Consider the following 19,831-nt stretch of genomic DNA (forward strand, 5'->3'; position numbering starts at 1 on the left):
GAAAAAATGCTGAATATATCCGCTCCAGAAATACACTCCGCTTTCCGTGGGCTTGAGCTCAGCCTCCTTTAAAGAAGACTTGCTGATTGGCAAGCCGACAGGCGCAGGCAGAAGCATAGTCGCACTTATGCCCTGCGGGTAGAAAAAAAGAAGAACACTTTTTTCCTGCGGGGTCTTCCCACTGGGACTGAGATTACTCGTCCCACCGAAGACCATTGCGCATTCCCACAGGAGTCTCCGTGTATTTCTTCCGCTAGAATTTGCGTTATTTCCTTGTAAAAAAGCAAATAAAACATAATTCCACTTAGATGGGAGCGGAGGGAAGTCGACTCCTGCGGGAAAAGCAACAGGTGAAGACCCCGCAGGAAGCGGTCTTCTTCCGAGGAGGCTAAAGCGTTGCCCGCGGAAAGCGACTTCCCGGAGCGGACATCTCTTCGGCGAGAACACCGATGTTTTAAAGACCAAGCGGTATTCTTGGTTTATCTTAGTGAAAAGACTGCAACTGCCGCAATCTTGCTTCCAGCTGTTATTGAACCAGATTAGCTTGTACTTCATTTATCCAAAAAAAACAGGAGCTGCGTGTGGCGTACAGCTCCCTCAAGGCATGGGTTGTTGTGATGGTTTGAATCAATGACAACGTTGTCTAGATTCTAATATAGTTTATGCTATAAAGAAATGGTTGTCTCGACATTTATATCAATGCAAACATACATTTATTGCAAAGGAGCAGCCAATAAGCGCCCGTTTTGAAAGTTTGATCCATCATGGCGAGAGAAACCCTCCATGATGGACCATTTACTTTATCACGTAAAAACCCCAAAACACCTGATAAATAAAGTTTCATTTTATCGCACGGTTTCACCGATCAATTCTTTGATTTCCGTTTGCTTTCCTTCCGCAAATAAGTGAACGATTTTACTGCCGACAATGACACCGTCACAATAAGCGGCTAACGATTTTGCCTGTTCTGGATTAGAAATGCCAAATCCGGCTAAGACGGGAACGCTGCTTAAAGCGGTTAGTTTCTTCAAGTAGTCCAATGTATTTTTATCATGCTGCTGACGCTCTCCGGTTGTTCCGTTCACGGAAACAGCATATAGAAAACCTTCTGAGTCCTGTGCAATTTTCTCCAGACGCTCATCCGGGCTGGTCATCGCAGCTAAACGGATAAAGGCAATGGATTGATTAGATAGCGCAGCTGCAATATCTTCTTCCTCTTCCATTGGAATATCTGGAATAATAATACCATCTACCCCCGCAGTATCACAGTCTTTGGCGAATTGCTCGTAGCCGTATTTCCAAATAGGATTAATATAGGTCATCAAAATAATTGGAATGTTTCGTGATTCTTTTTGTTTTCTGACCTCATCAAGAACCAGCTTTAGCGTGGTTCCTTCCTGTAATGCACGCAGTCCGGCATCCTGAATTACAGGACCATCAGCTACTGGGTCAGAAAAAGGAATACCTAATTCAATTGCAGACGCACCGCATTCTTCCAGAAATTGAATGTGTTCATTGATTTGGTTGATTCCTCCGTCACCAGCCATCATATAAGGAATGAACAGAGGCTTTCCTGTTGCTTTTAATTCATTTAATGTATTTTCTAGTTTATGCTTCCCCATCGGAATTCTCCTCCAGCTTTGCTTTGACTTGTTCTACATCTTTGTCTCCACGTCCGGACAGACAGATAACTAACGATTGCTCCGGAGACATTTCCTTTGCAAGCTTACATGCATAGGAAACAGCATGTGCGCTCTCCAGAGCAGGAATAATTCCTTCTAATTTTGCAAGCAGCTGAAAGGCTTCCAATGCTTCCTCATCTGTAATAGAAGGATAGGTTACCCGGCCAGTATCATGCAAGTGACTGTGCTCCGGTCCAATGCCTGGATAGTCTAATCCGGCAGAGATAGAGGCAGCTTCTTGAATTTGGCCTGCTTCATCCTGCAATAAATAAGTAAACGTGCCATGCAGCATGCCTGGAGAACCGCCTGTTAGCGTAGCTGCGTGCTCATTGGTAGTAACGCCTTTCCCTGCAGCTTCGACACCGTACAAAGCAACTTCCTTATCATCGACAAAAGGATAGAACATGCCCATGGCGTTGCTGCCGCCGCCAACGCAAGCTACGACTGCGTCTGGCAGCTTTCCTTGTTTTTCAAGGCTTTGCTGTTTTGTTTCTGCGCCGATCACTGATTGAAAGTCCCGTACAATGCGAGGGAAAGGATGCGGGCCTACCACAGAGCCGATAATATAATGGGTGTCGTGGACATTATTCACCCAATAGCGCAATGCTTCATTTACTGCATCCTTTAAGGTTGCACTGCCTTGAGAGACTCCGACCACTTTTGCTCCTAACAGCTCCATACGAAAAACGTTAAGCTTCTGTCGCTTAATATCTTCCGCACCCATAAAAACGATGCACTCTAAACCAAGCAGAGAACAGACGGTTGCTGTAGCTACGCCATGCTGGCCGGCTCCGGTTTCAGCGACGACTTTCTTTTTGCCCATTCGTAAAGTCAGGAGCGCCTGGCCGATCGTGTTATTGATTTTATGTGCACCAGTATGGTTAAGGTCTTCCCGTTTTAGATAGATCTTTGGACCGCCTACATGTTTGCTTAATTGTTCTGCTTCATATAGCGGTGTCGTTCTGCCAATGTATTCTGTCAGATAATTATTTAATTCCTCCTGAAAAGAGGGATCATTTTTTGCTGCTTCATAAGCTTCTTCAAGCTCTAAGACAGCTGGCATAAGTAATTCCGGCACATATCTGCCGCCGAATTTACCGTATTTTCCTGATTTGTCTGGGAATGTATATGATTGCATGTTATCGATTCCTTTCTACAGTTGTTCGTTTTGCTTCCTGAATAAAAGCTTTTATTTTATCTGGGTCTTTCCTTCCATCCGTTTCCACGCCGCTGGAAACATCCACGGCAATCGGTTTTACCTGCTGAATGGCTTTAGCGACATTTTCCGGTGTCAGTCCGCCAGCTAAAATGAGCCGTTCGGAAAACGTATTTCCTTTTAATGTAGACCAGTTAAATGTAACCCCGTTTCCTCCATTCGCATGGGGCAGGGGAGGACTATCCATCAGCAGGTAAGCAGCATCATATTGCGCTGCTTGTTTAACACCTTCTTCTGTGCCAGGAAGTGATTTAATAACAGGAAAGGTAAAGCTGCTGACAGCTTCAGGAGATTCTTCTCCATGCAGCTGTATAAAATCGAGTCCCGTTTCCCGAGCAATTTTTTCTATTTCCTTCTTATCTTTGTTGACGAAAACGCCGACACTTTTTACGTGTTCCGGCAATGCTGCGATAATGTTGGCTGCCTGCTCCACGGATACTTCCCGTTTGCTTTTGGCAAAAACAAAGCCTAAAAAATCTGCCCCGGCACGGGCAGCAATTTCTGCTGTCTCCGGAGATGTGATTCCACAGATTTTGACAAGCATATCAGGAAGCTCCTTTCGTGGAAGAGAGGGGTACCTGCAAGGCCTGCATGTCTGTTTCCACATGATTGGAGCGCATTAATGTTTCCCCGACCAAAATCGTATTAGCCCCGGCATCTCTTGCCAGTTCGGCATCCTCTTTCGTACGCATGCCGCTTTCAGAAATAATGGTAAGCTCTCCTTTATCGATTTGCTGCACAAGCTCCGCCGTTGTTTGTAAATCGACTTCAAAGGTTTTTAAATTACGGTTGTTGATTCCGATAATTTTCGGATTCACTGTCAGGGCGTCCTTTAATTCATCCGCATTATGCACCTCGCAAAGCACTTCCAGCCCTTGCTCTGTTGCATAGTTGTAAAGACGCTGGAATCGTTCCAGCGGCAGCGCGGCAAGAATTAATAAGATAATGGAAGCTCCTGCATTTTTCGCATCGTCAATTTGTATTTCATCAATCATAAAATCCTTACAGAGAACAGGGACGGAGACTGCTTCACTTACTGCTTGGAGATCATCTAATGAACCGTGAAAAAAACTTTCATCGGTTAAAACAGAAATAGCAGCCGCCCCAGACTGTTCATATTGCTTTGCCTGTTTCAGTATATCGACGTCCATTTGAATTGCCCCTTTGGAAGGGGAAGCCCGTTTGATTTCAGCAATAATTGCTATATGATCAGCTGCTTGAACATTTTGATGGAGAGAGTAAATTGGATTTTTTCGCGTATGCTTTCCGGCTGCTTGTAATTTACGTTCCGCAACCTCCTGCTTTTTCTTATCAATAATTTTTTCTAAAAACGTCATTTATACCACCTCTTGTTTTGCTTCCTGGCTATAGTCGACCAATGTATCTAATTTTGCTTTGGCATTTCCAGAGAATACGCTGTGTCTGGCAATTTCCATCCCATCCTTCACGGAATCCACACGCCCGATGGCGAATAAAGCAATCGCTGTATTAAATAGAACGGTATCCAGATAAGCTCCCGGTTCTCCATTTAATACAGAAAGCAAAATTTCTGCATTCCGTTTTGCATCGCCGCCTTCAATCTCTTGGTTGGTATAGACGGAAAGACCGACCTCTTCCGGATGGATGCTGCCTGCTTTTAATTCATTGTTCTCCAGTAAAATATAGTTGTTTTCCCCCTGCAGAGAGGCTTCATCCATTCCGCCCGCTCCATGAATAACTAACGCACGCTTCCGGCCGAGCGTTTGCAGAGATTTTGCTACAATCGGCAAGGCATCATTTGAATACACGCCAACCAGCTGGGAATGCAAAGCAACCGGATTAGTTAGTGGGCCGACCAAATTAAAAATGGTCGGCGTCCGAAGCTTCTGACGTACACCGGCAATCTGCTTCAATGTAGGATGAACATGCTGGGCGAATAAAAAGGCGATTTGATTTTCCTGCAGCATATATTTCATTTGCGACTTGGTTAAATCAAGTGAAACACCAAGCTCTTCTAATACATCAGCACTTCCAGTTTGGCTGGAGATGCGGCGGTTTCCGTGCTTCGCAACTGTAATGCCGGCGCCGGCTAAGACAAATGCTGCACAGGTGCTGATATTGAAGCTGTTTGATCTGTCTCCTCCTGTTCCGCAGTTGTCCATTGCCGGAAGTTCCAACTCAAATTGAAAAGGTGAATTGGTATGGATTACTTCTGCTAAGCCGGCCAGTTCTTCTGCTGTCGGCTGCTTCATTTTTAAAGCTACTAAAATAGCGGAAAGCTCTGTATCGGAAACTTCCTCCTGGAAACAAGCATTAAATAATGCCTTTGTTTCTTCAAATGATAAGTCTGTTCCTTCAAGTAATTGATTAAAATACGGTTTCATTGGGGTACCTCCTCCTTTTGCTTCGTCAATTTCTCAACAAAGTGAGAAATAATCTGTTTTCCATCCAGCGTTCCAATCGATTCCGGATGGAATTGCAGTCCGTAAACAGGATATGTCTGATGGGTCACGCTCATAATTTCATCATCATCTAAAGCTGTTGCAGTGATACGCAGTTCGGATGGTACCGAGATATGCTCCGCTGCAAGAGAGTGGTATCGCATGACTTCAACCGGGTTGCTGAGCCCTTGGAACAGCCCGGAGTTATCATGGTGAATCAGCGATGTTTTTCCGTGCTTAATGGTAGATGCCTGAATAACTCTGCCGCCCAGGGCCTCCATAATTACTTGATGCCCTAAGCAGATTCCCAGTATCGGCAGCTTTTTATAAAAAGCCTGCACAATCTGGATGCAATTTCCGGCGTCCTTTGGAGAACCCGGTCCAGGCGAGATGATAATGGCTTTTGGTTCTAATTTTTCAATGGTTTTGACAGTCACTTCATCATTGCGGATCACTTCCACATGTACGCCGCATTCGGAAACATATTGGTACAGGTTATATGTGAAAGAATCATAATTATCAATTAATAGAATCAAGTTCAGGCACCTCCATAAATGATCTTCCTTTGTTAATGGTTTCCATATATTCATTGAATGGAACGGAATCATATACGAGACCGGCTCCAGATTGAAAATAAGCTCTGTAGTTCTTGATAACAATCGAGCGGATAGCGAGTGCAATATGCACATCATGTTCAAAGTTGATAAAACCGATTCCGCCGGCATAAGGACCGCGCTTTACGGTTTCCAGTTCATTAATGATTTGCATTGCCCTTATTTTCGGTGCGCCCGATACGGTCCCGGCTGGCAGACAGGAGATAAGTGCGTCAATCCCTGAATAATCCGGGCGCAAGGTTCCGGTTACTTCGGAAACAATATGCATTACATGCTGGTAACGCTCAATCGTCATATAAACGGGAATCTCAATACTGCCGACCTCACAGACACGACCTAAATCATTTCTGCTTAAGTCGACTAACATCCGGTGTTCGGCCCGTTCTTTTTCATCGGCAAGCAGTTCCTCTGCGAGTGCCTGATCCTCCAACTCGTTCTGTCCGCGTTTTCTTGTTCCGGCAATCGGATTGGTGACAACGTGGCTGCCCTTGGTTTCTATCAAGCTTTCTGGAGAAGCCCCGAGTACGGTGTAATCTTGAAAATCAATGTAAAACATGTAAGGGGAGGCATTATGTCTCCTTAATTGTTCGTAAAAAGAAAGACCAAACTCTCTCTCATTTTCCACCTCTCTTGAAAAACGCTGGGATAAAACAACCTGAAAAATTTCCCCTTTTTGCAAATAATCCTTTGCAATCTGCACGTTCTCTTCAAATTTCTGCTGATCCATTTCCGGTATAAAAGCATATGTCTGCGGAACAGGAAGTTCGGTTTTTCTTGCCTGATCAACATACTGTTTCAGCCTTTGAATACGCTGTTCGCGATTTTCTTCTGTTCCGCTGTTCCGGTCTATCGCAACAAAGTGCAGTTTGTTTTCCTCGTGGTCAAAAATAATTGTATCTTCAAAAAGCATGAAATGAATATCCGGCATATTCCGGTCATCAAAAGGTGCTGGACCGATATCTTCAAAAGCCTGAATCGTATCATAGCCAATATAACCAATCGCTCCGCCATAGAAGGGAAGGGAAAGAGATAAATCAAGCGTCGGCATCGTTTCTTGTAAGAAATGCAATGCGTGCTGATGAACAACCAGCGGTTCTACATGGGAAGCACTGATTAGCGTTGTTTCTTTTCCACGCCCAATGATTTCTTGATAAGGATGAAGGCCGATAAAGGAATAGCGTCCTTTTTCTTCGTGTGGAAAGCTGCTTTCCAACAGATATTTTTTTGCTTTCGGCAAGCTTTGAAAAACCTGAATAGGAATTAATCTATCGATGGAATACGTTTGATGCGTTACCTGTGCCGTCATGATTTCTCTCTCCTTTATAGTTGAAAATTCTGTAAATCATATTTAAGAAATAAAAAAGTCCTCTATAAACACAGTTATGTGCTTATAGAGGACGATAGGGCCGCGGTGCCACCTCTGTTAGAAAGATTCATCTTTCCATCTTTATCAGGTACAGGAAATGTCCGATACCCTATCCGTGTAACGTCGGAAATACGTTTTTTCCTACTCCATTTGCCAGCGGGCATTTTTCGGAAAAACACTCTGAAGTCCATTCAATAATTCCTGCATACTGATATTCCACCAAGCTATCAGCTCTCTGTTATGCATGAAAAATTATTTACTACTCTTCATCATCGTTTGTAATATATTGTCTCATAAAAATCAAAAAGGCCCCTCATCCATATATAAAAGGACGAGGGACCGTGGTACCACCTTTATTAGCTGACGTGCAGCTCACTCTAAAAGAAGATTACTATCTTCTAAGTTTCCATAACGAGAAACCATTCCGCCAAAGCCTACTCCGATATTGTTTCGGTTTGGAGCTCCGAAGTCCATTCATTACAAGGATACTCACTGATTCACAGCAGCCATCAGCTCTCTTTAGAGTTCACCTGTAATTACTCTTCTTCATCAACGCCACTTCATTTAATTGATTGAAATCTATACTAAACGAAAGGACAGGAGGTTGTCAATAGATTTATAGAAAAAAGGTGAAATTATCTGATTTTCCTATCCTTCAAATACTTCAAATTTATCTGCCAACGGGATACGTTCTTTCTCTTCGGGTACTTCGTCAAAGTAACCCATGTGAATAAAACCGGCAATTTTTTCGTTTTCCTTCACACCGAGAATGTCTTTTACTTTTTCATCATAGATATGCGGATTTGTTTTCCAGACAATACCTAGCTTTTCTTCCCATGCCAGCAGCCAAAAATTCTGGATCATTGCGGAAACAGCACCAAAATTCTCATCCCATTGTTTGGGGATATCGGAGGTTTCCATAATGACGACTAGAATAGCATTTGGCTCGTTCAGATAATTTTCTCGATTTTCCTGTCTTTCTTCAGGATATGTAGATGCAATTTTTTTGGCAAAGCTGGGAAGGTGATCCTTGTCAACGAACAGAAAGCGCCAAGGCTGTCTCATTCCATGGGTAGGGGCCCAGATTGATTCCTCTAATAATTGCATAACTGTTTCTTTGGTCACTTTTTTATTATTATATCCTGTTTTGACAGCACGGCGTTCCCGAATTAATCTTGCAAGTTCTGTTCTACTCATGAAATAAACTCCTATACAATTTAATTGATAATTATTATCAATTAAATTGTACCGAATTTATAAAATTTTTGCAAATGAATTTTTAACCGTGTGTTTAAAGAACCGCCAGTATTTCTAAAAATAATTACAGTTCGCCTAAAAATAATAACGACTATTTTACCATTTGTCCAATGAATGGGAATATTGTAAATTTTATAATATTAAATAGGTGTTTAAAATTCAGCAGATATACGTTTTACTCATTTTTATTTTACCTCACACTATCTTTGCCCTCTATAAAATCGGCGCGAATTCTAATAACTCGACTTTCATACCTAAAAATAAGCATATATATCTTGCTATTCCAGGGGGAACGTGTTCTCCATTATCATGCTTGCATTTTGGTGAAATATCCGGTCTTTTTGGAATTGGTGATGGTGCATAGCTCCGCTCCGGCCAACCACTCCGCTTTCCATGGGGACGGCTTCAGCTAACTTGAAAAGAAACCCGCTTTTCAAGTGGATCTTCAGCTCGCCCTGTTCCTATAGGAGTCTGCGTGGTTGGCCTGCGCTCTGATAGGGTTCTACAGCGAATGAAAGAAATAAGATTTTAATGAGCTGAATGAAATAGCAGCTTTCGTCTGAACAATCCAATCATGACAGGATGGATATGAAATACAGGGAATCGCTTCGAAGCACAGAAAGTAATCTTGGTCGAACATTTTACCATACAGCATGAAAAATATGTTCTATCTGATTAAACTTCTGTTTGGTGAGTTGTTTTTTCACGTATAGAATACCCTACTAGCGGAGGCGGACCGGTGCTTTACACTTCGCCTTCTATATCTTTGTCAAGGGGGTTATCGAAGGAACAATCAACTCCTGTTTCTATAGAAATGACGTTACTTTTTAGGTGCGAAAGTTGAGTTAATAATTAGTTTTTAGAAAAACCCCTGCTTTTGTTGAAATGGTAATTTACTGAGAGCTTGCCACATAAGTATATAATAACTTTCTATTTTAATTAATCTTTTTTGAAATGTATTTTAAAGGAGGTTTGTTTCTTGAGTGATTTATTAAAGAATTTTATATCTGGTGAGGTGCTTACAGCGAATTTTGAGGAAACGAAACCAAGCTTTAATTCCCAAGAGGCATTGGATGAAGCGAATCGCTGCTTATATTGTTATGATGCGCCTTGTATTACTGCATGTCCGACAGGGATTGATATTCCGGGATTTATTAAAAAAATTGCTTCTGGGAACTTGAAGGGCTCTGCAACAACAATTATGGATTCCAATCCGGTTGGAGCTAGCTGCGCCCGAGTCTGCCCGACAGAAGAATTATGTGAAGGAGCTTGTGTCCTGAATGACGCTACGAAGCCCATTCCTATTGGGGATTTGCAGCGATTTGCGACAGATTGGGCAATTAAAAATGAAGCGGTTCTCTTTCAAGCTGGCAAAAAGAATGGAAAAACAGTCGCTGTCGTTGGAAGCGGTCCTGCTGGCTTATCAACAGCCCGCGAATTAGCCCGGCTAGGCTATACAGTAACTATTTTTGAAGCAAAAAGGGAAGCGGGAGGGTTAGATACATTTGGAATTGTTCCCTTTCGTTTGCCTAAGGATATCTCCTTCTGGGAAGTAGAGCAAGTGAGAAATTTAGGTGTAGAAATACGAACGAATACGGAAATTGGCAAGGATATTTTTCCGGCGGATCTTATTGATCAATATGATGCGGTGGTGCTTGCTATTGGAATGTCCAAAGTTCCAATGCTTGGAATAGAAGGGGAAGAATTAGAGGGGAACTTCGATGCCATTGATTTAGTGGAAAGATCAAAAAATGGGAATTATCCAGAGGATTTTATCGGAAAGCGTGTTGCGGTCATCGGGGCAGGAAATACAGCGATTGATGGAGCTACGACATCAGTCAGACTTGGCGCGGATAACGTAAAGATACTTTACCGCAGAACGGAAGAGGAAATGACTGCTTATGATTTTGAATACGAGTTTGCCAAACAGGAGGGCGTGGAATTTAGATGGCTTACCAATCCGAAACGTCTTATCGGTGATGAAAATGGTCATGTAACACAAATGGAGTGCGTACAAATGGAATTACAAGAGACTGAGAAGGATGGAAGGCCTCGGCCAGTGGAAATTGAAGGATCTGAATTCTTAATGGATATTGATATCGTAGTGAAGGCTATCGGACAAACGAGGCATCAGGGAATCATTGAGGCCTTTGGTCTGGAGCATAGTGGAGGCGTTGTGAAGGTTGATCCGGAAACGTTTATAACGTCTCATCCCAAAGTATATGCTGCAGGAGATGTGATTTTTGGAAAAGGAATTGGAGAAGCAATGGTGGTGACGGCTGCCCAGCAGGGAAAGGATACAGCGCTGGCGGTCCATGAGCGTTTCAAGCAATCTGTAACAGAAAGATCTTAAAAGATATTTCAAGATTAGGAGGATGAAAATGGCTGATATAAGTATTGATTTCGCTGGAATCAAATCACCTAATCCGTACTGGCTGGCATCTGCGCCCCCGACCAATACCGGGTATCAAGTACAGCGTGCCTTTGAAGCTGGGTGGGGAGGAGCAGTATGGAAAACATTGGGTGAGCCTATATTAAATGTCACCTCCCGCTTTGGTGCAAGTCACTTTAACGGGCAGCGGGTTGCCGGTTTTAACAATATAGAGCTGATTTCCGATCGTCCATTGGAGGAAAACTTAAAGGAAATCTATGAAACGAAAAAGTTATATCCAGACCGGGTAATTATTGCTTCTTTAATGGTAGAACCCGAGCGGGAAAAATGGCATGAGATTGTAAAGAGAGTGCAGGATGTTGGAGTGGATGGGTTTGAATTAAATCTTGGCTGTCCTCATGGGATGTCTGAAAGAGGGATGGGTGCAGCTGTTGGTCAGCATCCGGATCTGGTAGAAAGAACTACGATGTATGCCAAAGAAGCGGCAGAGGTTCCGGTTATCACGAAGCTCACGCCAAATATTACGGACATAACAGCAACCGCAAAAGCTGCTGCTCGGGGCGGGGCAGATGCCATCAGCTTAATTAATACAATCAATAGTTTGATAGGGGTAGATTTAGATACTTGGAACACGGTTCCAAATGTGAATGGAAAAGGAGCGCATGGCGGGTATTGCGGACCGGCAGTGAAGCCGATTGCCTTAAATATGGTCGGAGAATGCGCAAGAAATCCGGAAGTTAATATTCCGATATCCGGAATTGGCGGGATTTCTACGTGGCAGGATACCGTGGAATTTATGCTGATGGGAGCCGGCGGTGTGCAAGTATGTACCGCAGCAATGCATCATGGATTTCGGATTATTGAGGATTTAACAGAGGGGCTGGAAAATTATTTAGATGAAAAAGGGATAGATGCTTTAAGCGACATCATCGGAAAATCTGTGGAAAAGTACACAGACTGGAGCAATCTGGATTTAAATCATAAAGTGGTGGCCCGTATTAACAATGATGTCTGCATTAATTGTAATAAATGCCATATTGCCTGTGAAGATACGTCTCATCAGTGTATCGACATGCTTACAGATAAAGATGGAAATGCTATTTTACGTGTAAGAGAGGAGGACTGTGTCGGGTGTAATCTATGTTCGATTGTTTGTCCGGTAGAGGGAGCAATCGACATGATTGATTTGACACCAACGGAACCGCCGATGTCCTGGAATGACCGCCAGGCAGCAATTCATATGCTTGAGAAACGCTAATTGCGAGACTTTAGATTTTTACTGGAGGAATCGAAAATGAAAAAAATTATTAAAAATGGAACGATTGTTACAGCAGCAGACATATATCAAGCGGATGTGTTGATTGAAGATGAAAAAGTGAAAGCGATTGGACAGGATTTAAGTGATGTGTATGCAGAAGTTATTGATGCAACAGGACTTTACGTTTTTCCTGGAGGCATTGATCCGCATACGCACATGGAAATGCCATTTGGCGGTACAGTAACAAAAGATGATTATGAAAGTGGAACCATTGCTGCTGCGCATGGCGGGACAACAACAATCATTGACTTTTGCTTAACAGAGAAGGGAAAAACATTAAAAAATGCTCTGGAAATTTGGCATGCCAAATCAGAAGGCAGGGCAGTAATCGACTATGGATTTCATTTGCAAATCGTGGAAGCAAACGAACAGATTTTACAGGAGATTCCTGCGGTTATTGAAGAGGAGGGAGTTACTTCCTTTAAAGTATTTATGGCTTATAAAAATGTTTTGCAAGCAGATGATGAAACACTTTTTCAAACCTTAGTAACTGCTAGAGACCACGGTGGATTAGTAATGGTGCATGCTGAGAATGGGGACGTAATTGAACATTTAACGCAAGAAGCATTAAAAGCAGGGAATACCGATCCAATCTATCATGCGTTGACCCGCCCGCCAGAACTGGAGGGGGAAGCCACGGGCCGGGCAGCAAAACTGACTGCGCTGGCTGATTCCCAATTATATGTTGTGCATGTCACCTGTAAAGAAGCGGTAGAGCAAATTGCGGAAGCCAGAAGTAAGGGATTCTCTGTTTATGGGGAAACCTGTCCGCAATATTTGGTACTGGACCAAACCTATTTGGAAAAGCCTGATTTTGAAGGAGCAAAATATGTGTGGTCTCCGCCATTACGTGATAAATCCAATCAGGAAGTGCTGTGGAATGCTCTGAAAAGCGGGGAGCTGCAAACGATAGGCTCCGACCATTGTGCATTTGACTTTGATGGACAAAAGGATTTAGGAAAAGGTGACTTTACCAAGATTCCAAATGGCGGACCATTCGTTGAGGACCGCTTTAGTATTCTATTTTCAGAAGGTGTGAAAAAAGGACGCATTTCTATGAATCAATTTGTAGACATGGTGTCAACGCAAGCAGCGAAACTGTTTGGTTTATTTCCGCAAAAGGGAACGATTGCTCCCGGCACAGATGCAGATATCGTGTTATTCGATCCAAATGTGGAGCGTACGATATCCGCAGGTACACATCATTCCGCCGTTGATTATAGCGCTTTAGAGGGAATGAAGGTAACTGGGCAGCCTGTTACCGTTTTATCGCGCGGGGAGTATGTCATTAAGGATAAAGAGCTGGTTGCTAAACCAGGAGCAGGCAAGTTCTTAAAACGAGCTAAATTTGATTCTGCGCATACGAACAAGCAGGAAACAGCACCTAGAAGTTAATATAAACAATCCATAGCTGCTTGCGGAATGAGAGGGATGAAGCGGCTTTTTGGATTCATCAAAGAGGAGAGAGGCGATTGCATTGCAGGGAAAGGATAAAAGTAATTCCTACTTAAAGTCTCCAGATTTACTTCCGGTGAAGCATGGTGAGCGAAAGATTGGGGTAATGGGATTTTTTGCGATGTGGATAGGAATGGCCATCCTGCTGGCAACTTTTGATATTGGTGCTTCAGGCATCCAGGGTATATCGCTGCCATGGGTGGTTTTAGCTACGTTGATTGGATGTATAGCAATTGGAGCGTTTATTACCATTATTGGTGATATCGGTGTAGAGCATGGTATTTCCTTCCCGGTTTATATGAGGGCGCCGTTTGGAACGGTAGGGACGCATATTCCTTCTTTAACGAGAGCAGTCACGGCATCGTTTTGGTTCGGGATTAACACCTATTTCGGTGCAACAGCGATTAATGCAATACTGCATACGATGTTTGCCGGATTTGATAATTGGCTGTTATGTTACCTTGTTTTTGCGCTTGTCCAGCTTATCAATACTGCTTCCGGCATCAAATGGGTAGAACGCTTTGCAGATGTAGCTGCGCCAATTATTATTGTCATGTCTTTAATTATTTACCAAACACTAAATGCAGATATTCAGGCACAAGGGGCAGATGTCTGGGCCTGGGTAGCAAGTCCGGTAACCGGGGGAGCTGCATTCACGGCATTTATGGTGGTGCTTTTCGCTAATATGGGATTCTGGGCAACACTGGGCTGCGATATCCCGACCATCTCCCGCCATTTCAAAGCTCCTAAGTATGAAAGAAATTGGTTTAAACGGAATAAAACAACCTTAATCGGCAGTCTCGTCGCTCTTCCTCTTACAGAAGCATTTATGATTATGATTGGTGCCGCAGCATTTATTGTTGCCGGGACCTCGAATCCAGTTACAGCACTGCAGGATACCGCATCTGGGTGGATGCTTGCAATGTTACTTTTTATGATAGTTTTGACACAGTGGTCCACGAATACAGCTGCAAATGTATTACCTGCTGCTGCTGTTTTCTCTAATGTCTTAGGTCCAAAAGTTTCCCATGCAGTTGCTGTTTTTGTTGCCGGCATTGTCGGTACGGTCATTCAGCCTTGGAGCGTCTATGAAATACTCACGCAGGTTCTCTTGATTATTGGTGCCATCTTATCCTCGGTCAGCGGTATCCTGTTTGCAGATTACTATTTGCTCCGAAAACGAAGAGTGAATGTTCCTGACTTATATAAGAATAGGGGCCAATATCGCTTTCATGGCGGCGTAAACATCGTTGGCTTTATTTCCTGGGCCATTGGCGGCGCTGTTGCTTTAATCTTTATGAATTATTCGTTTATTGTCGGCTTTATAGTTGCTGCAGCAGTTTACTATGTGCTGACGAAATATTGGTACTTCCACAAATTCCCGCAAGCAGAGATTACGGATCCGGATGATGACAAATATTTAGGAATTACCGTCGGCAGGGATTGGTCGTTAGATGAGGATGCAGAAAAGGAGGAAACAGCTGCCAAATAACAGAATGATTTAGGGGACGAGGAGGTTATTCATTGTCAAGTTATCAAGAATTTTTACAGGAAAAACAGCTTGTTGATGCATGGATGAAAAATAATTATAAAATCACTTCCGTGGTTGGAACATTGGACGGAGATATGGTCGAATTGGAAAAAGAGGGTATGGCAGAGAAGCAGTCCATCCTGCTTGAGAATGCTGACAGCAGAAAATATATCACGACATTACTAATCAAACATCAGCTGCAAAAACAATAAATGCGGGAGGAGATATAGTGGAAAAACAAAAAATATTCATTCATGGGGAGAGGCTAAAACAAATCATTGAAGATTTTGCAGATTTCGGGAGAACTGAAAATAATGGTGTAACCCGATTGGCATTATCCGAAACGGATATAAAAGTGAGAAACCATTTTAAAATGGTTTGTGAAGAGCTGGGCCTGACTGTAAAATGGGACGATATGGGAAACATGTATGCAACGCTGGAGGGGAGAGAAAATGATAAGCCACCGGTCGTAATCGGATCACATTTAGATTCCGTGGAAAAAGGAGGCAGGTTTGACGGCGTATTAGGTGTTTTAACTGGGCTTGAGGTAGTGAGAACCTTGGTCGAAAGTAATATCAGACCACGAATTCCAGTGGTTGTGGCGAATATTACAAATGAAGAAGGTGCAAGGTTTGAACCTTCGTTAATGTCCTCGGGAGTCATGTCTGGGAAGTTTGATAAGGGCAACATGCTCCGGTCGGTCGATAAAAACGGGATAACCTTTGCAGAAGCTTTAAAAGAAAGCGGATATGAAGGAAGGAAAGAAAACCGCTTAACAGAGGCAGAAGCTTTTTTAGAGCTGCATATTGAACAAGGTCCAGTATTAGAAAGTGAATCCATTGATATCGGTGTTGTGGAGTGTGTGGTGGGGATGTGCTGCTATGAAATTGAGGTAATTGGTGATTCTGATCACGCAGGAACTACGCCCATGTCCATGAGAAAAGACAGCTTATTTGCTTCTAATAATCTGATTAATGAAATACGGGAGAAAATGAGTAAACTGGATAATGATCTCGTTTACACGATTGGCCGAATGAATGTGAGCCCGAATATCCATACAGTTATCCCGAATAAAGTAATTTTCACGCTGGAGGCACGGCATAAAGAAGCGGCTGTAATCAGCCAAGTGGAAGAAATCATTCAAGGGTTAGCGGAAACGGAGGCCAAAGAAAAATGTGATGTTACAATAAAGAAGCTTTGGGACCGTGATACCGTATGGTTTAATAACAAATTAGTGGACGCTTTAGAGAAGTCCTGTAAATCCCTGAACTGCTCCTATAAACGGATGGCAAGCGGTGCAGGGCATGATGCACAATTTATTGCGACCTATCTGCCGGCTGCCATGATTTTTGTACCAAGCGTTAACGGAAAAAGCCATGCCGAAGATGAATTGACTGCATGGGAAGATTGTGAGCGAGGGGTAAACGTGGTTTTGCAGACTGTTTTGGATTTAACAATGAATTAGATAGTAACAAAAACAGGTAAAGGTTTTTTTCCTTTACCTGTTTTTGTTAAAGAATAAGAAAGCATAAAAAAATGCTGAATATAGCCGCTCCAACGGGTTTCGCGGGGTGAGAAATCTTAGGCCCCAGAAATACACTCCGCTTTCCGTGGGCTCCGAGCTCATCTCCTTTAAAGAAGACTTGCTGATTGGCAAGCCGGCAGGCGCAGACAGAAGCATAGCCGCACTTATGCCCCGTGGGTAGAAAAAAGAAGAACACTTTTTCCTGCGGGGTCTTCCCACTGGGGCTGGGACTGCGATTACTCGTCCCATCAAAACCATCACTAGAATTTGCATTATTTCTTTGTGAAAAAGCAAATAAAACATAATTCCACTTAGATGGGAGCTCCGGGAAGTCGACTCCTGCGGGAAAAGCAACAGGTAGACCTGAGCAGGAAGCGGTATTCTTCCGAGGAGGCTGAAGCGTTGCACGCAGAAAGCGACTCCCCGGAGTGGACATCTGCTCGGCGAGGATACCGGTGATTTAAAGACCAAGCGGTATCCTTGTTTTTTCTTTATTATCATTTATTTTTACAAGGGATGAAATTGTCCGGACACCCCATCAACAATGAAATCCGACGATTCAGCTCTTTCATTCCAAACCACCCAGTAAGGACGATAAAATCTTTGTTGCTGTTCTCTCTTTAGTTCTGGAAATGATATCATTCTCATTTTTAAAGATAAAGACCGATAGATGAATGATTCAGAAATGGAAGTGCAATCCTCCAAGGAGTACATTTCGGGCATCTGCTGCTCTTTTGAAATTTCAATCGCTTTCCATTTCGGCTTATAATCAATGAGCGATCCCTTGCCGCTAATCGAATCAATGGCACATCCTACTTTTTCATTTAAGGGGAGGAAAAGGCGTTTAGCTTTTACGTTATAACAAAAATAATAATAAGGATAGTAGACGATACGTTCTGCAATAAAATTAGCATGAGGGTGTAACCACTTAAAACTTGATTCAATTTGTTCTTTATTAAATTCGACAGATTGTGTTAACACGTTAGCACCCAAGCTATCTACCCCTCTAACCTTAAACTGATTTCAGGTTCTATTTCGATATCTTTATCCCTTTTTCTCTCAACGGCATTTGTATTATCCTGATTTTGGATAAATTTAGAAATATTACGTGCTTCCGGTGCAAGGTCTTCAAAAATCCCTTTTTCCAGATTTTTTGGAATCTCTTTACTTTGCTTGGCTAAATCATATGCCTCCAGAATAGGATCGGAAGGAGGAGTGCCAAATTGATTCCCAATAAACATTGCAATGAGAGAAGCAATTAAGCCGGCTAAAAATGGATGTAATCCGCTTGCATTTTGTAAGGCGAACAGCTCCCAAACAATGTTTATTATGGAGCCGCTGATCATGGCACAAAGGATTCCTATTTTGTTAGCTTTTCTTGCATAGACGGAAGCGATAAAAGGAACAAGGAATGTATTTCCCAGTACACCAAAGGCAAACACAACAAGAGCAAATACGGTTGGAGGTTCATAAGTTGCAACAATAATGCCGATAATGCCCCCAAATAAAATGCATAGTCTGGATACCAAAAGCAACTGTTTATGGCTGGCTTTTTTATTGATAAAACGATGATAAACATCACGCGAAAGTGTCGTACCTGCTTGCATCAGCAGGGAATCACAGGTGGACATAATTGCCGCCATGATGGCTGAAAGTAAAACAGCAGCCAATATCCCTGGGAAGAATATATATACGAGTTCTGGAATAACCATTTCGGGATCCGATACAACAGGCATAATTACAATAGCTGATAAACCTAAAATATACGGTGTAAATGTGAACAACTGATTAAAGGCAGCAGACCAAATAATTGCATTTTTTGTTGTATTTGCATTTTGCATCGACATATGTCTTACCGTGACATGTGGAAGCCCCATGTAGCCAATGGCATAGATAAGTACAGCTCCTATAATCACTCCCCACTGGCCATAATAAATCAAGTCTTTCCCCCAAATACTTAAATAAGTCGGGTCAATCGCCGCCAATTGTTCATTCAGGCCTGACAGGCCGCCAACCTTTGGCAAGACCATAATACCAATAGCCGTGACTCCAATCAGCATAATAATTCCCTGAATGAAACCACTAACGGCCACAGCAAGATAGCCGCCAGCCACAGTATAAATCACAATAACCCCTACACCAAGAATAAGTGCCCACTCATACGGAAATCCTGACATTGCCGATAATGCTTTACCGGCAGCAATAAACTGGGCGAATGCATAAGCGAAAAGAAATATGATTGCGATAATTGCGCCGTAAACGCGTATTCCAAAGCTTTCAAAACGTTTCTCCAAGTATTCGATTGGTGAGAGTGCTCCGAGAAGCTGAGATAATCGTCTCATCCGTTTCCCCAGTACAGATAAATTGACAATAGATCCGCCGGCATCTCCAATGGCATACCATAATGCATGCCAGCCCTCTTGAAAGGCTTGCGCAGGTCCGCCCATAAACATAAAACCGCTCATAGATGTGCTCTGCATACTTATTGCAGTGACAGGAGCTCCGATTTTTCGGTTGCCTAATAAATAATGATCAGCAGATGCAGAAGCACTCCTGGTAAAATATAAACCAATCCCAAGCATTCCCAACAGATAGGTGAAAAAAATGATAATATCCAAATTCATTTCATAACCAGTCCCTTCTGTTAACGTCTTATACTTTATTCATTATGATTTTCGCGCTTTTCATCGCGCCGCAATTTAAAATACATAACCAGAGCCAGCGTAACCCATATGAAAGGCCATGGCAGCATTAATAATACGGTTTCTAGAGGCAAATTAAACATAGACTCACCGCCCTTTTCCTGATTTGTAAGCATAAAACAAGACGTAAAAAAAAGATGATTTGCGAATTAAGGTGTATCATTGAATAACCCTCTAATTTCGAACAGATAATCAGTTTGTTACCGCCCTTTTTAAATTGTTTGTTGTTTTCAAAATTAACGTAATTTAATTTGACTATAAAGTAACTGCTAAATTACCACAATCAGCAAAATGTCAAACGGGTACTAGCCTTATTTTACAAAGTGTCTATGAATTAGATAGGAATCCCTTAA

At 42.6% G+C, this 19,831-nt stretch carries 16 protein-coding genes and 2 other annotated features; of the genes, 6 read left to right on the forward strand and 10 right to left on the reverse strand.

From position 1 onward, the window contains the following. Nucleotides 1-845: 845 nt before the first annotated feature. The 8 genes from trpA to MKY45_RS04945 all read right to left on the reverse strand — a co-directional run bounded on the left by trpA (nucleotide 846) and on the right by MKY45_RS04945 (nucleotide 8,495). A complete protein-coding gene (gene trpA / locus MKY45_RS04910) occupies nucleotides 846-1,622 on the reverse strand; it encodes a tryptophan synthase subunit alpha (protein ID WP_341172623.1) in 777 nt (258 codons plus the stop codon). Beyond that, nucleotides 1,609-2,820 (reverse strand): tryptophan synthase subunit beta, encoded by a 1,212-nt coding sequence (gene trpB / locus MKY45_RS04915; RefSeq protein ID WP_256705740.1) that lies wholly within the window; start codon nucleotides 2,818-2,820, stop codon nucleotides 1,609-1,611. Before trpB ends, trpA begins: the two co-directional genes overlap by 14 nt. Nucleotide 2,821: 1 nt before the next feature. Next, nucleotides 2,822-3,442 carry a phosphoribosylanthranilate isomerase gene (locus MKY45_RS04920; protein ID WP_341172624.1) on the reverse strand — a complete coding sequence of 207 codons (621 nt, stop codon included), beginning with the start codon at nucleotides 3,440-3,442 and terminating at the stop codon, nucleotides 2,822-2,824. 1 nt (nucleotide 3,443) lies between these two features. Continuing rightward, the gene (gene trpC / locus MKY45_RS04925; RefSeq protein ID WP_341172625.1) at nucleotides 3,444-4,235 is read right to left on the reverse strand and encodes an indole-3-glycerol phosphate synthase TrpC; all 792 of its coding nucleotides are present in this window, start codon (nucleotides 4,233-4,235) and stop codon (nucleotides 3,444-3,446) included. Beyond that, a complete protein-coding gene (trpD, locus tag MKY45_RS04930; protein WP_193065226.1) occupies nucleotides 4,236-5,261 on the reverse strand; it encodes an anthranilate phosphoribosyltransferase in 1,026 nt (341 codons plus the stop codon). Beyond that, nucleotides 5,258-5,854 carry an anthranilate synthase component II gene (locus MKY45_RS04935; RefSeq protein WP_193065227.1) on the reverse strand — a complete coding sequence of 199 codons (597 nt, stop codon included), beginning with the start codon at nucleotides 5,852-5,854 and terminating at the stop codon, nucleotides 5,258-5,260. Before MKY45_RS04935 ends, trpD begins: the two co-directional genes overlap by 4 nt. Further along, on the reverse strand, nucleotides 5,838-7,238 hold the full coding sequence (trpE, locus tag MKY45_RS04940; protein ID WP_193065228.1) for an anthranilate synthase component I: 1,401 nt from the start codon (nucleotides 7,236-7,238) through the stop codon (nucleotides 5,838-5,840). The genes MKY45_RS04935 and trpE overlap by 17 nt, the downstream gene beginning before the upstream one ends. An 84-nt stretch (nucleotides 7,239-7,322) precedes the next feature. Continuing rightward, nucleotides 7,323-7,580 (reverse strand) — a binding site (T-box leader). Between the two features lie 42 nt (nucleotides 7,581-7,622). Next, nucleotides 7,623-7,860, reverse strand: a binding site (T-box leader). Nucleotides 7,861-7,946: 86 nt separating this feature from the next. After that, nucleotides 7,947-8,495 (reverse strand): nitroreductase family protein, encoded by a 549-nt coding sequence (locus MKY45_RS04945; protein WP_193065229.1) that lies wholly within the window; start codon nucleotides 8,493-8,495, stop codon nucleotides 7,947-7,949. 1,039 nt (nucleotides 8,496-9,534) lie between these two features. Between MKY45_RS04945 and MKY45_RS04950 the strand changes: the two genes are divergently transcribed. Genes MKY45_RS04950 through MKY45_RS04975 form a run of 6 tightly spaced genes read left to right on the forward strand, consistent with a single transcriptional unit; the run spans nucleotide 9,535 to nucleotide 16,716 of the window. Beyond that, entirely contained in the window at nucleotides 9,535-10,908 is a 1,374-nt protein-coding gene (locus tag MKY45_RS04950) for an NAD(P)-dependent oxidoreductase (RefSeq protein ID WP_419880318.1), read from the forward strand. A gap of 28 nt (nucleotides 10,909-10,936) precedes the next feature. Next, entirely contained in the window at nucleotides 10,937-12,205 is a 1,269-nt protein-coding gene (gene preA / locus MKY45_RS04955) for an NAD-dependent dihydropyrimidine dehydrogenase subunit PreA (protein ID WP_042532194.1), read from the forward strand. 36 nt (nucleotides 12,206-12,241) lie between these two features. After that, on the forward strand, nucleotides 12,242-13,660 hold the full coding sequence (gene hydA / locus MKY45_RS04960) for a dihydropyrimidinase (protein WP_212928633.1): 1,419 nt from the start codon (nucleotides 12,242-12,244) through the stop codon (nucleotides 13,658-13,660). A gap of 49 nt (nucleotides 13,661-13,709) precedes the next feature. After that, nucleotides 13,710-15,212: an NCS1 family transporter gene (locus MKY45_RS04965; RefSeq protein WP_256705741.1), complete on the forward strand. Its 1,503-nt coding sequence runs from the start codon at nucleotides 13,710-13,712 to the stop codon at nucleotides 15,210-15,212. A gap of 32 nt (nucleotides 15,213-15,244) precedes the next feature. Next, nucleotides 15,245-15,463, forward strand: a complete 219-nt coding sequence (locus MKY45_RS04970; RefSeq protein WP_341172626.1) for a hypothetical protein — start codon at nucleotides 15,245-15,247, stop codon at nucleotides 15,461-15,463. Nucleotides 15,464-15,480: 17 nt separating this feature from the next. Then, on the forward strand, nucleotides 15,481-16,716 hold the full coding sequence (locus tag MKY45_RS04975) for a Zn-dependent hydrolase (protein ID WP_341172627.1): 1,236 nt from the start codon (nucleotides 15,481-15,483) through the stop codon (nucleotides 16,714-16,716). A gap of 567 nt (nucleotides 16,717-17,283) precedes the next feature. Here the strand turns inward: MKY45_RS04975 and MKY45_RS04980 are convergent. Next, nucleotides 17,284-17,769 carry a hypothetical protein gene (locus tag MKY45_RS04980; RefSeq protein ID WP_341172628.1) on the reverse strand — a complete coding sequence of 162 codons (486 nt, stop codon included), beginning with the start codon at nucleotides 17,767-17,769 and terminating at the stop codon, nucleotides 17,284-17,286. Between the two features lie 5 nt (nucleotides 17,770-17,774). Further along, nucleotides 17,775-19,400, reverse strand: a complete 1,626-nt coding sequence (locus tag MKY45_RS04985; protein WP_042532207.1) for a sodium/proline symporter — start codon at nucleotides 19,398-19,400, stop codon at nucleotides 17,775-17,777. Nucleotides 19,401-19,831 lie beyond the last annotated feature (431 nt).

This window comes from Oceanobacillus sp. FSL K6-0251, assembly GCF_038004725.1.
GTDB classification, from domain to species: domain Bacteria; phylum Bacillota; class Bacilli; order Bacillales; family Amphibacillaceae; genus Oceanobacillus; species Oceanobacillus oncorhynchi.

Coding starts and splice junctions, on each gene's coding strand:
- trpA (WP_341172623.1), bottom strand. CDS start 1,622: ATGGGGAAGCATAAACTAGAAAATACATTAAATGAATTAAAAGCAACA.
- trpB (WP_256705740.1), bottom strand. CDS start 2,820: ATGCAATCATATACATTCCCAGACAAATCAGGAAAATACGGTAAATTC.
- MKY45_RS04920 (WP_341172624.1), bottom strand. CDS start 3,442: ATGCTTGTCAAAATCTGTGGAATCACATCTCCGGAGACAGCAGAAATT.
- trpC (WP_341172625.1), bottom strand. CDS start 4,235: ATGACGTTTTTAGAAAAAATTATTGATAAGAAAAAGCAGGAGGTTGCG.
- trpD (WP_193065226.1), bottom strand. CDS start 5,261: ATGAAACCGTATTTTAATCAATTACTTGAAGGAACAGACTTATCATTT.
- trpE (WP_193065228.1), bottom strand. CDS start 7,238: ATGACGGCACAGGTAACGCATCAAACGTATTCCATCGATAGATTAATT.
- MKY45_RS04945 (WP_193065229.1), bottom strand. CDS start 8,495: ATGAGTAGAACAGAACTTGCAAGATTAATTCGGGAACGCCGTGCTGTC.
- preA (WP_042532194.1), top strand. CDS start 10,937: ATGGCTGATATAAGTATTGATTTCGCTGGAATCAAATCACCTAATCCG.
- hydA (WP_212928633.1), top strand. CDS start 12,242: ATGAAAAAAATTATTAAAAATGGAACGATTGTTACAGCAGCAGACATA.
- MKY45_RS04985 (WP_042532207.1), bottom strand. CDS start 19,400: ATGAATTTGGATATTATCATTTTTTTCACCTATCTGTTGGGAATGCTT.